Annotated in this window: 12 protein-coding genes; 10 read left to right on the plus strand and 2 right to left on the minus strand. The window is 36.8% G+C overall.

Features of this window, described 5'->3' with window-relative positions:
- Positions 1-94: 94 nt before the first annotated feature.
- Both NST00_RS14145 and NST00_RS14150 read right to left on the minus strand, forming a co-directional pair.
- Positions 95-418 (minus strand): AzlD domain-containing protein, encoded by a 324-nt coding sequence (locus tag NST00_RS14145; RefSeq protein WP_016839259.1) that lies wholly within the window; start codon positions 416-418, stop codon positions 95-97.
- Positions 415-1140, minus strand: coding sequence for an AzlC family ABC transporter permease (locus tag NST00_RS14150; protein ID WP_016839260.1), 726 nt, complete (start codon positions 1138-1140; stop codon positions 415-417). Before NST00_RS14150 ends, NST00_RS14145 begins: the two co-directional genes overlap by 4 nt.
- Positions 1141-1415: 275 nt before the next feature.
- Between NST00_RS14150 and NST00_RS14155 the strand changes: the two genes are divergently transcribed.
- The 10 genes from NST00_RS14155 to NST00_RS14200 all read left to right on the plus strand — a co-directional run bounded on the left by NST00_RS14155 (position 1416) and on the right by NST00_RS14200 (position 16488).
- Complete coding sequence (locus tag NST00_RS14155) at positions 1416-1967, plus strand: helix-turn-helix domain-containing protein (RefSeq protein WP_016839261.1); 552 nt, start codon at positions 1416-1418, stop codon at positions 1965-1967.
- Positions 1968-1978: 11 nt separating this feature from the next.
- Positions 1979-2626 carry a TVP38/TMEM64 family protein gene (locus NST00_RS14160; RefSeq protein WP_168412746.1) on the plus strand — a complete coding sequence of 216 codons (648 nt, stop codon included), beginning with the start codon at positions 1979-1981 and terminating at the stop codon, positions 2624-2626.
- 148 nt (positions 2627-2774) lie between these two features.
- Positions 2775-6290, plus strand: a complete 3516-nt coding sequence (addB, locus tag NST00_RS14165) for a helicase-exonuclease AddAB subunit AddB (protein WP_340710243.1) — start codon at positions 2775-2777, stop codon at positions 6288-6290.
- A complete protein-coding gene (addA, locus tag NST00_RS14170; RefSeq protein ID WP_340710244.1) occupies positions 6271-9996 on the plus strand; it encodes a helicase-exonuclease AddAB subunit AddA in 3726 nt (1241 codons plus the stop codon). Before addB ends, addA begins: the two co-directional genes overlap by 20 nt.
- A gap of 74 nt (positions 9997-10070) precedes the next feature.
- Positions 10071-11243, plus strand: coding sequence for a DUF418 domain-containing protein (locus tag NST00_RS14175; RefSeq protein WP_340710246.1), 1173 nt, complete (start codon positions 10071-10073; stop codon positions 11241-11243).
- An 89-nt stretch (positions 11244-11332) separates the two neighbouring features.
- The gene (locus NST00_RS14180) at positions 11333-12241 is read left to right on the plus strand and encodes a fumarylacetoacetate hydrolase family protein (protein ID WP_016839266.1); all 909 of its coding nucleotides are present in this window, start codon (positions 11333-11335) and stop codon (positions 12239-12241) included.
- Positions 12242-12408: 167 nt separating this feature from the next.
- On the plus strand, positions 12409-12771 hold the full coding sequence (locus tag NST00_RS14185) for a DUF1516 family protein (protein ID WP_339289006.1): 363 nt from the start codon (positions 12409-12411) through the stop codon (positions 12769-12771).
- 389 nt (positions 12772-13160) lie between these two features.
- The gene (locus NST00_RS14190) at positions 13161-14624 is read left to right on the plus strand and encodes an alpha-amylase family glycosyl hydrolase (RefSeq protein WP_340710248.1); all 1464 of its coding nucleotides are present in this window, start codon (positions 13161-13163) and stop codon (positions 14622-14624) included.
- Between the two features lie 467 nt (positions 14625-15091).
- Complete coding sequence (locus NST00_RS14195; protein ID WP_172597779.1) at positions 15092-15235, plus strand: hypothetical protein; 144 nt, start codon at positions 15092-15094, stop codon at positions 15233-15235.
- Between the two features lie 254 nt (positions 15236-15489).
- Positions 15490-16488 (plus strand): ABC transporter ATP-binding protein, encoded by a 999-nt coding sequence (locus NST00_RS14200; RefSeq protein WP_016838207.1) that lies wholly within the window; start codon positions 15490-15492, stop codon positions 16486-16488.
- Positions 16489-16495: the final 7 nt, after the last annotated feature.

A 16495-nucleotide genomic window follows, 5' to 3' on the forward strand; every position in this document is an offset into this window, starting at 1 on the left:
GTTCACCAATGGAGGAAAATTTAATAATACAAGAAAGTGATTTTCACAATAAAAAACATCGGCTCTGTGCGAAATTATCGCAACGCCGATGTAATTAAAAGAAATTTCTCAATACAGCTACCGTCAACACACCTACGACAACTGTTATGGATAAACTTTTCGTCCAAATTGCTACAAGTAATGTTGGGATGAATGCAATAGTACTTTCTATATCAAATGTGACAAATTTTCCTTCTTCACGAAGTAAGGCTTGAAATACAAGTGCACTTAAAATGCATACGGGTATAAATTGGAGCCAACGCAATACGATATTCGGTAATTGGATGTTCCGTACTAATATAAATGGAGTAACGCGTGGTACCCACGTAACAAAAGCACATCCTAAAATAAGTAAAAACATGGATAGCGTAGTCGTCATTTTTCAGTCAACACCCCAATCGTTGCTACAATAATCGTCGATAAAAGTACAGCTAAATGACTAGGCATGAAATAAGAAAGAATATACAAGCTTCCAAAAACACAACCGATTAATTTTAAATAATGCATGAGTTTTCTTTTATTAACATTTGCTAAGTTTAAAACTAGCAACGCAATAAACATCGCTACTAACGCATAATCAAGACCAAAAGCTTCAGCATTTGGAATCCAATTTCCTACAAGACCTCCAACAACACATGCTGCAATCCATGTAAAATAGGCGGTTAAATTTAAACCATCCATCCAACGACCACCAAGATATTGTTCTCGTCCTATTTTTGTAATCGCAACACCAAACGTTTCATCTGTTAAAAGCGAACCAAAGCCGACATTGCGTAAAGCAGAATAACGAGTTAAATGCGGTGCTACAGTAAGCGACATTAAAAAGAATCGTAAATTAACAATAAACGTTGTAATAACCATGATGTACATTGGGGCTCCCGCTAAATATAAACCTGCAAAAATGAACTGTGCACTGCCAGCATAAACTAGTGCAGAAAGTAGAAAGATTTCTAAAATCGATAATTTTGATGTGACGCCTACTACCCCAAAAGCAAGCCCTATACTTATGTAACCTAATAACGTAGGAACGCAATCCTTCGCACCTTGTAAAAAGGAGTCATCAGAAAAACTTTGATTCACTTCCTTGACTTCCGTTGCCACACTATCCATTCCTTTCTACTAAATTTTCAAATATAATAAATGAAAAATACTGTTTTAAAAGATTGACGGAATTTTAGCAGTATGCAGCATAAATGACTAAATCATCGTTACAGTACAAAGAGAAATTTTGTATTATGATAAATACAGAGATAATTTAATTTAAATAATCGCTAATTAATGGTAATAAACAGAAAATAAAAAATCAGAACATTCACATTTTGTTTAGTATAGTATACATTTGTCTTTTAAAATAGACAATAGGGTGGAATGAAAAAATGGATCAAATGAGTCGTAATATTGGTATACAATTAAAAAAAATTCGGAAAGAGCGGAGTTTAAGTTTGGATGATGTGGCAAAAGCTACTGATGTAAGTAAGGCACAGCTTGCCCAAATTGAAAAGGGTGAAGCAAATCCAACTGTTTCAACCCTTTGGAAAATAGCCGCAGGGTTAAAAATTTCATTTTCATCACTTTTACAGCCACCGAAAACATTTTTCCAAAAATATAGTGTGGATCCTTCTACATATGTGTCTGAAGAAAATGGCAAATACCGTGTATATTCCATTATCCCTTATAATCCGGAACGGGGTTGGGAATTTTATAAAATTGAAATGGATCCCGGGGTGATACATAAAAGTGAGCCCCACACGGAAGGAGTAGAGGAAACAGTTACGGTCATAGAAGGACAGGCAGTTGTCCAATGCGGCAATATGAAGGAATGTTTAGAAGAAGGCGAAACGCTCGTATTTTCTGCTAATCAGCCGCACCAATACGAAAATCCAACAGATAAGGTGACGATTTTACATTTAATTATTCAGTATCGATAGAGGTGGAACAGGTGAGTGAATGGTTTACCGTAGAAAATATTGAAGCATTGGAAGCACAATATAGAACACTAGGACCGCTAATTGGAATCCTTTTTCCTTTCTTAGAATCCTTTTTGCCGTTCCTACCTCTAGTTGTTTTCGTAGTAGCCAATGCAAGTTCTCACGGGCTTTGGTTTGGTTTTTTACTTTCCTGGGTTGGAACAGTATTGGGGTCTTATTCGGTCTTTTTGCTTGTTCGTAGATTTGGAAATAATCGTAAAGTCCAACAATTCATTAAGTATGAAAAGATGCAAAAACTCATTCATTGGGTAGATATGAAAGGAATTGCCCCACTATTTTTATTATTGTGTTTCCCATTTACACCATCCGTATTAGTCAATATCGTGGCAGGGCTTTCCAATATTAAGAAAAAATATTACTTCGTAGTGTTGTTGGCAGGAAAATGTGTAATGATTTTAACAATTAGTTTACTTGGTTATGATATCGGTGCATTATTACGAAGTCCCACAAAATTAGTACTTGTCGTTGTCGCAATTTTCTTATTATGGATTATCGGAAAGCAAATTGAACGATATTTAAATAAACGTGTTGAAAGAGAATTAAAAGAAGTATCGAGACTTAGAAAGAATAAGAAATTAAAAATAACTTATAAAGATTAAGCTTGGTAATTGATTGAAAAGCCCCGAAAAATTAGCAATTTCGGGGCGTTTTTCATTGGTGCATTTTATCGAATCTATTAGAAAATGTACTATAATAAATAAAGTACTATTTTTCAATAAAGCAAGAGGAAATTGAAGGAGGAGCAACATGTCATTACGAATTATTAGCGGACGAGCTGGGACAGGGAAAACAGCCCTCATTCATCGAGAAATTGTGGAAGAGGTAAAATCTAATCCCTTTGGCCCACCGATTTTTTTAATTGTGCCAGACCAAATGTCTTTTTCTACGGAATACCAGCTAACGAATCACTATGATATTCAAGGGTTGATTCGTGCGCAAGTAATGACTTTTAAGCGATTATCCTGGCACGTATTACAAGAAACGGGAGGCATCGCAAAAGATAAAGTTGATAAAATTGGATATCGAATGCTCCTTAGAAGATTGTTGGAAGAAAATAAAGACCATTTTACTTTATTCCGACAAGCTGCTGATAAGCGAGGATTTACCGAAGAAATTGAGAAGATAATTAAGGAATTTAATCAGTTTAATATCGATAGTATCGCATTAAAAGAAGCAATTGGAAAATTTGAACAAGCCCAAGCTCCTCATACACTAATTGCGAAATCTAAAGACTTACAAATCATAATACAAAAATTAGAAGAAATTTTAGGGGATCGATATGTAGATGGAGATGGACTATATCCCTTCCTTATCCAGCAAATGAAATACTCTGAAAAATTGAAAGACACTCATGTATATATCGATGGATTTACATCATTTACAGTGCGTGAGTTTGAAATTGTCAAGCAGCTTTTATCTTTAACGAAAAGAGTTACCATTGTTCTTCCTTTTGAAGATGAACAAGATAAACACAATGAACAAGCAGTGTTTTATCGTGCTGCTCTCACATACGACAAATTAAAACAAGAAGCGACAAAATTAGGTATCGAAATTGAAACGAGAATTCATTTGGAAACAACTCACCGCTATAAAAATCGAGATTTATTTCATGTGGAACAGCAATTTTATCAGCTAACTCCAAAAAAAATCGAAGCAGAAGGTTTTATCAAGGTTATTGAAGGAGTAAATCGGCGTGCTGAAGTTCATGGCATTGCCCGGGAAATAAAACGATTAGTGCAAGAAGAAAGTATTCGTTATCGTGATATCGGGATTATGTATCGACAAGCAGATGTGTATGACCCGCTAATTTCGACAATATTTGCACAATATGATATTCCTGTTTTTACCAATGAGAAAAAATCGATGTTGCATCATCCGTTAATTGAATTTAGCCGCTCTATTTTAGAAGTGATTACGTCTCATTGGAAATATGAACCGATTTTCCGTAGTGTAAAAACAGATTTATTTTTCCCATTAAACTCTAATGTAAAAGAATTAAGAGAGAAAGCGGATGTATTTGAAAACTTCGTCATTGCTCAAGGAATTTATGGAGACCGATGGATGCAAGACGACCGTTGGATGTATAAAAAATATCGAGGTTTAGAGTTTGTGACAACGAAACAAACCGATGAAGAAAAAAAGATACAAGCGATTATCGATGAAATGAAGGGTTACATTCGAGAACCTTTATTAAAATTTGAAAAACAATTAAAGAAGGCTCGTAATGGACAAGAAATCGCAACGGCTCTATTTACAACCGTTGAAGAATTGCAAATTTATGAAAAGCTTCAAGCGTTAAAAGATCAAGAACTGGAAGAAGGCAAACTGGAAGAGGCAATGGAACATGATCAGGCATGGAACCAGTGGGTAAACGTACTTGAACAATTCGCTATCATGTTTGGAGACCAATCTTTAACGATTGAAGAAGCCGCTAAAATCTTGGATGAGGGATTTGACACGCTGAAATTTTCAAAAATTCCTCCAGCTGTTGACGAAGTGACTGTTGCAACTGTGGAGTTTTCCCGTTTTGACAATATGAAAGTTGTTTTCGTCATTGGCGTGAATGATGGAGTATATCCAATGCGTATTGACTATGAAGGATTCATAAACGATATGGACAGGGAATGGTTTTCAGGAATTGATGTGGAATTGTACCCATCATCCAAGCATCGACTCATGGAAGAAAACTTTTATATTTATCGTGCTTTTTCTTCCCCTACAGACCGTTTATATGTCACATATTCCAGCAGTGATGAGGAGAGTAAAGCTTTATTACCATCTCTTTATGTACAACGGTTGCACAACTTATTTGAAGTAAACGGACAATACACGTTGCCTCATGAAAGAATTTTTATTGACCCGATTGAAGAATGGAATAAAGAAAAAGTGCTTTCTTACTTACGACATCCGAGAACATCGTTAGCTTACTTAATGACTCAATTGAAACAAGCGGAATCAATGGAGCTTGCATCAGAATGGAGAGCGCTAAAAACGTTTTATGAACAAAGTGATGAATGGAAACCAGTACTTGAAGTTGTAATGAAACCGTTGAAAGAAAAAAATGTTTCAGAAAAATTGGCTCAAGATTTGACGGAAGCATTATACGGGGATGACTTCACATCCAGCGTTTCACGAATTGAAAAGTATTTTAGTTGTCCATTTGCCCATTTTGCATCCTATGGTCTTCGCTTGCAACAACGTCCGGAGTTCCGTTTAGAAACATTTGAGATGGGGGATTTGTTCCATGAAGCTTTAAAGTGGATTTCGAAGGAGACAAGCCGATTGAATTTGCCATGGAATAAATTAACGAAAGAACAATGTGCCCATCTTGCACGAGAAGCTGTAAAACAGATTGTACCGGCTTTTTCACATCAAATCTTGTTAAGCAGTTCCCGCTATCGCTATATTCAACGGAAATTGATGCACATCGTTGAAAAAACGATGATTGCCCTATCACAGCATGCAAAGAATTCAACCTTTAAGCCAATAGCTGTGGAAGCGTCTTTCGGCCCTAGCAAAAATGAACAATTACCGCCTTTAGAAATAGCATTAAACGGCGGCCGAAAAATGAAATTGAGAGGGCGAATTGACCGAATAGACCATGCAAAAGTTGGTGGAACATCCTACTTGCGTGTCATCGATTATAAATCTTCTGGCAGAGATTTAGATTTAAATGAAGTGTATTACGGCTTATCATTGCAATTATTAACGTATTTAGATGTAGCCGTTGAAAATTCATTGATTTTACTAAAAGAACCGGCAATGCCAGCGGGTGTCCTATACGTCCATGTGCAAAATCCTTTGTTAAAAATTGAGCAGGAGTTAAATGAATTACAAATCGAAGAAGAACGATTAAAAATGTACAAAATGAAAGGATTGTTATCCAAAGATCAAGAGGCTGTGATTGCGATGGACGAGCGTTTAGAAGAGGATGGCAAGTCGATTATCATTCCAGTGTCGATAACGAAAAAACAGGAATTTTCCAAAACTTCGAAAGTTGTACCGCCTGAAGCGATGGAAGAGTTGAGATTATTTGTGCGCAAAAAACATAGGGAAGCAGGAGATTCCATTTTAAGCGGAGATACTTCTATTCGACCATTTAAGCTAAAAGATCGAACTGCTTGTGATTATTGTGAATTTAAGTCGGTATGCCAATTTGACCCAACAGACGGTGAATATCAACTGTTGCAGGCAGATAAAGCGCCAAATGTCGTAGAAAAAATTCGAAAGGAGTTGAATGACGATGAACTCAATTCCAACTAAGCCGAAAGACGCTACATGGACCGATGAACAATGGAAAGCCATTTGGGCAACAGGTCAAGATATTCTTGTTTCCGCTGCTGCAGGTTCAGGAAAAACGGCGGTGCTTGTTAATCGGATGATCGAAAAGGTCATTGCAAAAGAAAACCCGATTGATGTGGATGAGCTCCTTGTCGTTACCTTTACCAATGCATCAGCCGCGGAAATGCGCCATCGCTTAGCGGATGCTCTTGAGAAGGAAATTGCGAAAGACCCTCATAATGCACATTTACGAAAGCAGTTAAGCCTTGTCAACAAAGCGCAAATTTCTACACTGCATTCTTTTTGTTTATCTATTGTTCGGCAATATGCTTATTTACTCGATATTGACCCGGGATTCCGCATTGCCAGTGAAGGAGAAATTTCTTTACTCAGGGATGATGTGTTAAAAGAAGTGCTAGAGGAAGCTTATAGTGCTGAAGATGAAAACAAAGTAAACCGTATTTATCGATTAGTGGATAGCTTTACGTCCGATCGAGATGACCAAGATATCGAAGTTTTGATTGATCAATTATACGATACTGCTCGAGTACATCCCGAGCCAAAAAAATGGCTTCATTCCCTAGTGGAACAATATCAGATTCCGAATGATGTGACGGTAGATGAATTACCTTTTATTGAGCATTTGAAAAATGCTATAGAGTTTCAATTGGAAGAAGCAAGGTCACACCTTTTAACAGTTCGAAAATATGCTTTAATGCCAGATGGCCCGGCTCCATATGGAGAAACGGTGGAGTTGGATTTAGCGCTCATTCAAGAGGCATCTCGTCGCATTCGTGCTTCTTGGAAAGAAGCGTACGAATTCTTTTCCACGTTGAAATGGTCAACGTTAGCGAGGGTGGCGAAAGATTCTTGCGATGAAGAATTAAAAAAGAAAGCGCAAGATAAGCGAAATAAAGCAAAAGACATCGTAAATAAAATTCAAGATACGTATTTTGCTAGAAAACCTGAGCGTCTCATTGAAGAAATTCGGCTTATGGCTCCGACAATTGAAACATTGGTAGAATTAACACTTCAATTCGGTGAAAAGTTTAAACAAGCAAAATTAGAAAAAGCGATTGTAGATTTTTCAGATTTAGAGCATTATGCCCTTGAAATATTAACGATAGAAGAGGATGGAAAAATAAAACCATCTCCTGTAGCAATCGAATTCCAACAGCGCTTTAAAGAAGTGCTTGTCGATGAATATCAAGATACAAACATGCTGCAGGAAACGATTTTGCAATTAGTTAAAAGCGGCGATGAGAGTAACGGCAACTTATTTATGGTAGGGGACGTAAAGCAGTCCATTTATCGCTTCCGATTGGCTGAACCAATGCTCTTTTTAAATAAGTATTTAACATTTGAGGAAGAGCCGAAATCGAGCGGTTTGAAAATCGATTTAAATGCCAATTTCCGCAGTCGAAAGGAAGTTCTATACGGAACGAACTATATATTCGAGCAAGTGATGGGTGAGAAGGTAGGAGAAATTAAATATGATGAGAAAGCAGCTTTAAAACCAAGCGCACCATATGATGATGTCGAAGTTCCAGTGGAATTAGCAATCATTTATGAAGAACAGCCAGATACTTCTACTGATAAGGAAGAAGAGGATATTGATTTAATAATCCAAGAGGAAATGAAAAAATCTCAACAAGAAGCTCGTTACATTATCCAACGCATTCGAGAAATGATGGATGCTGGTGCAACAGTGTACGATACGAAGCAAAAAGACCCAGGTAAGCGAATGCGCCCAATGCGTTATAGCGATATCGTCATTCTCATGCGATCAATGACCTGGTCGAACGATATTATTGAAGAATTTAAAGCTGCAAACATTCCTCTATATGCCGAAAGTTCCAAAGGATATTTTGAAGCGCTTGAAGTGATGATCATGATTAATTTATTAAAAGTCATTGATAATCCGTACCAGGATATCCCGCTCGCTTCTGTATTAAGAGCTCCATTTGTCGGCTTAACGGAAAATGAAATGGCACTCATTCGTTTAACTGAAAAGCAATCAACCTTCTATGAAGCTGTAAAAATATTTGTTGAAAAAGAGCATTCAGGCCTTGAAATAGGCACACAAGCAAAGCTTGAAAAGTTTTTAAAACAATTGGATAATTGGCGAGATTTAGCACGCAGAGGCAGTTTATCTGATCTAATTTGGCAAATTTATTTAGATACAAATTATTATGAAATGGTAGGCGCGATGTCGAACGGTAAACAGCGTCAAGCTAATTTACGAGCGCTGCATGACCGAGCATTAAGTTTTGAAAAATCTTCTTTCAGGGGATTATTCCGCTTTTTACGATTCATCGATCGCATGAAATCCCGCGGGGATGATTTAGGAATTGCAAAATCGATTGGAGAGAAGGATGATGTTGTTCGTTTAGTAACGATTCACTCTTCGAAAGGGCTTGAGTATCCCGTTGTATTTGTAGCTGGATTAGGTAGTAATTTTAATCTAATGGATTTCAATAAACCATATTTATTTGATCAAGAGTACGGTTTAGCTGTTAAAGCGATAGACCCAGACAATCGAATTATGTATACTTCATTGCCATTTTTAGCGATGAAGGAAAAGAAAAAGTTAGAAATGAAAGCGGAAGAAATGCGCATTTTATATGTGGCGATGACCCGCGCAAAAGAAAAGCTCGTTCTCGTCGGCTCTGTGAAAGATTGGGAGAAAACGAAGCAAACTTGGTGTGAAGTTCAAAGTTTGGCTCAAGATGAAATGTTGCCGGATTATGTAAGGGCTCGAGCTCGAAATTATCTTGACTGGATTGGTCCAGCAATTAGTCGACATGCATCGTTTAAAGATTTTAGTGATACAGACTATACGCCGATACAACATCCATCCACTTGGCAAGTAAGCGTCATATCCAATGATTCATTCATGAAAAAACAGGAGAAAATGGAAGAAACGGAAAACGAACTTGAAAGGAAAGAAGTGGATGACAGTTTATTGCAAGAATTGGAACGTCGATTTACTCATATTTATCCATTTGAAAGAGCAACTAAGAAAAAATCTAAAACGAGTGTATCCGAAATGAAGCGCATTGAAAACTTGCAGCAAGAAGATGAGAGTGAGTACTTTGGAATTTATTATAAAAATCGCAAAAAATCATTCGTCAAGCGGCCAATTTTTATGCAAGAAAAACAATTAACTGCGACAGAGATTGGTACAGCGATGCATACCGTGATGCAACATGTACCGCAACAAGGGTTTATCAATACGGAAGAAGCACAACGGTTCCTTGAAACGTTAGTTGAAAAACAATTAATTACAGAAGAAGAGATGAAAGCTATCCAAATTGAACAACTATTGCACTTTTTTGCTACGCCAATCGGAAAACGATTTAGCAACGCGAAAAAATTGTATCGAGAAGTACCGTTTACATTAAGTGTGTCCGATGCGGAAGGCGACTCTCAAATGATCCAAGGGATTGTCGATTGCTTAATGCAAGATTATGACGGAAAATGGGTGTTGCTCGATTATAAAACGGATAAAATATTACCGTTTTTTGAAGAAGAGGAAGCGTTAATAGTTGAAATGTCGAAGCGTTATAGTGTGCAAATTCGCCTTTATGCGGAAGCGGTGGAAAAGATTTTACAAATCAAAGTAGATGAAAAGGTGCTTTACTTATTTGAGGCAGGGAAAGAAATACAGTTGGAAGCTCTGGTGTAATAAACATTCGACGTTTCTTCTTGTAAGAATTGCATGAAAATGATAGTTTAATTGTATTTAGGAGGTCGAATGTAGTGTTTCAACCAACGTCTTTGAATGAAAGAATTCATACCCTTGATATTATGAGGGGATTTAGTTTGCTTGGCATTCTAATAGTGAACATCTTTGCCTTTTCCCTGCCGCTTCCCCACATTCTTGACTTGCATAGCTGGTTTACGGATTATCAGGATGTAATGTTATATCAAACATTAGATATCTATGTACAAAGCAGTTTTTATCCTTTATTTTCGATGTTGTTTGGTTATGGTTTAGCGATGCAGTGGATCAAAGCTGAGCAAACCGGTACGAGATTTTATCCTTTCGCAACAAAACGTCTCGTTGTGTTATTCATAATTGGATTGTTGCATGCGTTTCTTATTTGGTGGGGAGACATCCTTACGATGTATGCTTTTTGCGGATTTTTCTTAATTTTATGTTTGAAATTAAAGAGTGGATGGTTGCTAACCGTTGCTTTAGCAATGAATGGTCTATTGCATTTCTTCATCCTCTCCTTATATGCCCTTGCAGGTATAGCGAATGCAGAGTTTGAAACTCCTCATGTCGATATTACTGCAATTAATAATGCGATTACAGCGTACGGTATTGGAACTTGGACTGATGCCTTTTTCCAACGTTTAAATGATTTAGCGGTTCAAATGGCTCCAGGTATGTGGATTAGCGCGTTGTTTACAATTTTGCCATATATGATGATCGGAGCAGCAGCTGCTAAGTGGCGTTTAGTTGAGCGGGCAAAAGAATTGAAAGTGATGTGGATTATACTAACGATTATTTGTATTGCTGGAGGGTTTTTTATTAAAAGTGTGCCTTTTCATGTAACGCGGACTTATTTATTAGAGTATGTCCGAGTTTATATAGGAGGGCCCATATTAGCCGTAGGGTATGCGTCTTTAATTGTCGTACTTTGTCTCATACCATTTGCAACAAAACTACTAAGCCCAATCGCTAAAGTAGGACGCATGTCATTAACTATCTATATCATACAGTCTATCATTTGCACTTTATTATTTTACAATTTCGGTTTTGGGTTATATGGAAAAGTGGATGTAATGATGGGAATTGTTATCGCCATTGGTATTTATGTCGTTCAGTTAGCCTTATCTGAATTGTGGTTTTTGAAATATCAACAAGGACCGCTTGAAAAAGCTGTAAAACGCATCACTTATGGAAAAAACGGTACGGAAAATTGAGCAATATAAATGATTTTCATGTAATATGTTATTAATACTACGCTTCGTAGTTTATTAGAATTTGTGAAAATGTAAAGGGGCTATTACGAATGAAAATTTTATCCTTTAAATTCAATAATCAAGTGAAGTTTGGTCCAAAAGTAAAAAAAGAAGAAGCAGTTTGGGATGTGTTAGCAATTCAAGAAACGCTTCAAGTGCTACCATCGTTTCCGCAAACGATTATTGAAGGCATTGCATTAGGGTATGATTTTGTTGAAAAAATTAGAAGATTAGTAGAAGTAGCAGAAAAATCAGGAGAGGTTGAAAAATTTAAATTACCATTTAGCAAAATTGAATGGTTATCGCCAATTCCAAGAACTCCAAAAAATATTATTTGTGTAGCCAAAAATTATGATGAACATGCAAAGGAAATGGGAGTGGAAGCTGCTCCATCTGATTTAGTCATTTTCACAAAGTCACCGACGACGATTGCTGCAGACCACGATGTTTTACCAGTGCATGAAGGAAAAACGGACTCCCTTGACTATGAAGGAGAGTTGGCAGTTGTCATTGGCAAATTCGGAAAAGATATACCTGAAAAATTAGCTTATGATTATATTTTTGGGTATACGATTGCTAATGATATCACAGCCCGTGATATTCAACAGAGACACCAACAATATTTTTTAGGTAAAAGTTTGGATGCTACTTGCCCAATGGGACCATACATTGTAACGAAAGATGAGATTCCAAATCCCCAAAACTTGACGATTGTGACGAAAGTGAATGGAGAAGTACGCCAAAATGGAAATACAGAAGATATGATGTTCCCAGTAGATCGGTTGGTTTCGATTATTTCTCAGCATGTTCCACTAGAACCTGGCGACGTTATTTTAACAGGGACTCCTGCCGGGGTAGGGAAAGGAATGAATCCTCCACAATTTATAAAAGCTGGAGATGAAGTGAAGATATCGATTGAAGGTATTGGTACATTAACAAATCGTTTTGAATCAATTTAATAGAGGGTAAGAAATTGAATCCGCAATGATTGTGTTAACAGCGATAACTTGCGGATTCTTTTTCTCTTTATTAAAATAAATACAAAATAAAAAGAAGTATTATATTTGAATAGAAACTATTCACGTGTTAGGATATTCTATGAAATATACGATGAGGTGGGAAGTAGATGGATTTTTTAACAAGTTCAACGCATTTACACATCACAACATGGTTTGTTGGAATCATTTTGTTTTTAATTGCTGCCATTAAACCAAACAAAGGATTGCAAATGGTATTACGCTTATTTTATATCCTCATTATCATTACGGGTGGAGCTTTATTTATTGAAGCAATGGACTACGGTCAAGGCTTGAATTATGGAATCAAATTGCTTTTAGGTATTTTAGTGATTGGTATGATGGAGATGGTTCTTGTTCGTAAAGCTAAAGACAAACCAACAACAATATTTTGGGTTTTATTTGCAGTATTCTTATTTTTAACGTTATTCTTTGGCTTTAAATTACCAATGGGAATGAATTTCTTAGCTTAATCATTCGTGAGTTCGCAAAGTATATTTTATACTTTGCGTTTTTTTAGTTTGTAGATAGAAATTATTGCTCAATTACTCTAAAATGATTTCAACAAATATGAGAAAAAAGAAAGGGAATGTGCTATGATTCCAATCGTTATGCTTGTATTTGTGATTGTTTTAATGTTACTTTTTATTCTTTTTGTTTTTTTGCAAAAACCGAGTAATCATAGAAATGAAGAATTCATTGGACTCGAAGATAAAAAGAACGAATAACCATGAGGGGTTCTTTATTTTTTGTCACACTTTAGACAAAAAATAAGCGCATTTTATTAAACTTTTATGTTTTATTGGGAGTTGTATCTATATTTTTGGTAAAATGTCGTTGATTGGTTTAAAGGAGAGGGATTATGTTGAAACTCAGTAAATGGATTCGAACGACAGCAATGGCAACATTATTATTTGCAAGTTTCTCAACGCCTATCGCAAGCGCTGAAAAACCCCGTTCAATTGCTGATGAGAGTATATACGATTTATTAGTCGATCGTTATTTTAATGCTACGAATGAAAATGACGATATTTCGAAAACCGATCCAAAAAATCCAGCAAAATTCGCTGGTGGGGATTTTCAAGGGATTATAGATAAACTTTCTGACATTAAAGATATGGGATTTACGATTGTTTCCATCGGCTCGGTCTTTGCAACAGAATCTTATGACGGTTCAATGGTGACAAGTTATCATCAATTGGAACCTAATTTTGGGACAGAAGAAGAGTTCAAAAAGTTGATTCAAATTGTGAAACAAAATGGCATGTCCATTATGGTAGATTTTCCGTTAACAAATGTAAGTGAAAATCATGAATGGGCTGAAGATCCTAAAAAAGCTTCTTGGATTGTAGGGACAGCGAATGGAAAACTTCGCTGGGATTTAAAAAATGAAGAAGTACAAAAGGCGCTAATTGATGCTGTTGTCCAATTTGCTTCTACATATGATGTTGATGGTATCCGTTTAACAAATCTCGATATTGCCGATACAGAATTTTTAAATGAGATGATTGATGCAATTAAATCAGTCAATGAACAAATTTATGTGATTTCAAATACTGAAAGCAATGCTCGATTTGATGCGAAATTTTATGATGAAGTAAGCAAAATTTTTAGCCATGCGTTTAAAAATATTGATGAAGATACATCCGATTTATTGAAACATTTTGAACCCTATGCAAAGGGAGAAGAGGAAATCCCTACGCAAATTATGATTGACAATGTAAATACAGATCGTTTTCTATATACAGCGGAAATTTATCCTCCAACTCGATTAAAAATGGCATTGGCAACAACTTTGCTACTTCCGGGCGTACCGGTTATGCAATATGGATCCGAGATTGCCATGAACGGTAAAGCTGGACCTGAAGCTCATCAAATTTATAACTTTAAAACAGAAACAGAATTAAAAAAATATATTGAAGATATCCAATTGTTGCGTAATAAATCGGAAACTCTACGCAGAGGAGATTTCAATCTAATTCAAAATAAAAATGGATTAATTGTTTTCCAGCGTTCTTCTGAGGATGAAAATTGGATTATTGTCATCAACAACACAGGAATGCGCGAAAAGATTGAAATTCCGAAAGAGTTTGTTGGAGAAAATAAAGAGCTTCGTGGAATGTTAAATAGTGAAATTTTCCGTGAAGGTGAAGACGGGATTTTTAGAATTATCCAAGACCGAGAAGTTGTTGAAATTTATCAAGTGATTGATGAACAAGGAATCAATATTTCATATATTCTAGCGATGGCTTTCGTTTATATAATTTTCATCGTCTTTATCATTTCTTTAATTAAACGAGGAAAACGCAAACGTTCTCAAGGATAATTCAAAATTCAGCGAAATCAACTAGCTTTGATTTCGCTTTTTTTAGTGCGCCTGGCATGGGTGTAATCTATAGGGTGTAAGTCCCGAACTGTGAAGGCAGAAGTAACAGTTAGCTTAACGCAAGGGTGTCCGTGGTGACGCGGAATCTGAAGGAAGCGAGCGGCAAACTTCCGGTCTGAGGAACACGAACTTCATATAAGGCTAGGTATCATTGGATGAGTTTGCTAAACAAAACAAAGTCCTTTCTGCCAAAGGTGGTACAGAGTAAATGAAGCAGATAGATGGAAGGAAAGATTACATTCTTACCCGGGGAGGTCTGGCGGATATGTGAAGTACGCTTCATAACCTACTTAGTGATAAGTAGCTGAACCGTCAGAAGTCAGCAGAGGTCATAGTATTAGTTGGTTTAGAACTACTAAGAAGGACCGAACAATTAAGAGAGAATAGCCCTTGGCATTCAGTGAGTCATGATGAACACAGAAAACGTAGTACCTCACTTGAGGAAGGAAGCGGTGAATCCCGTGGGAGACCTCTTGGAGGGTGGAGTGACCACTGGCATAAAGAGAACAGCTATTCACGGAAGTTATAAAGACTTGCGTCAATCATCTTAATTGAACCGCCGTATACGGAACCGTACGTACGGTGGTGTGAGAGGACGGGAGTTAATCGCTCCCTCCTACTCGATTGACTGAATAGCAAGGATGCCGAAGAAAAATGATGAGAAGATTGTAGGTATTTTTGAAAATAACGCATTTGTAGAAAATTCATTGAGAAGATACTAACCCTCATGTAATTAGGTTAATTTTCCCCTTTTCAATTCATACACTTCATTAAAGTCAATTGCAAGAAAGGGGACTCTCCCAAAATGGACATACTGGACATTCAAAATCTACATGTTGGATTTCGAATAAATGATACATTTTATGATGCGGTGGATGGGGTTTCCTTCACATTAAAAAATAACGAAATTCTTGCAATTGTTGGGGAGTCGGGCTGTGGAAAGAGTACTCTTGCTACAGCCATCATCGGTCTCCACCATGAACAGAATGCGCGAGTGACGGGAAAAATCCTTTTTGGAGAACGCAATCTCTTGGAATGTTCTGAAGAGGAAATGAACCATATTCGCGGTGCAGAAATAGCAATGATTTTCCAAGATCCTTTATCTGCCTTGAATCCTTTAATGCGAATTGGTGATCAAATTGAAGAAGCGTTAACATATCATACTGACTATTCTCGTGATGAACGGGAAGAAAAGGTATTACAATTATTAAAACAAGTCGGTATATCAAAACCTGAACAAGTTGCTAGGCAATTTCCCCATCAATTATCCGGGGGAATGCGGCAACGGGTTATGATTGCAATAGCCATTTCTTGTAAACCGAAAATAATTATAGCTGATGAACCGACAACGGCTCTAGATGTGACGATACAGGCGCAAATTTTAGATTTATTGAAGGAATTGCAAAATGAAACAGAAGCAGGCATCATATTGATCACTCATGATTTAGGGGTTGTTGCAGAAATGGCCGATCGGGTGATGGTGATGTATGCGGGAGAAATCATTGAAGAAGCACCAGTACAAAAATTGTTTGCTAGTCCAAAGCATCCATATACGCGATTATTATTTAACTCGATGCCACAACTCCACTCCACAAATGAACGCCTCAACGCCATTGAAGGAATTGTTCCATCGTTAACCCACTTACCAAGAACAGGATGCAGATTTGCATCTCGCATTCCATGGATTCCAAAAGATGCTCATGAAGAACAACCGATATTCCACGAAATTTCAAAAGGGCATTTTGTGAAGTGCACATGCTGGAAGTATTTCAATTTTCAACATGAAAGCTCCATAAATCGTTGAAGGAGGA

It is taken from the genome of Ureibacillus sp. FSL K6-0165, assembly GCF_038004285.1.
Classification (GTDB): domain Bacteria; phylum Bacillota; class Bacilli; order Bacillales_A; family Planococcaceae; genus Ureibacillus; species Ureibacillus thermosphaericus.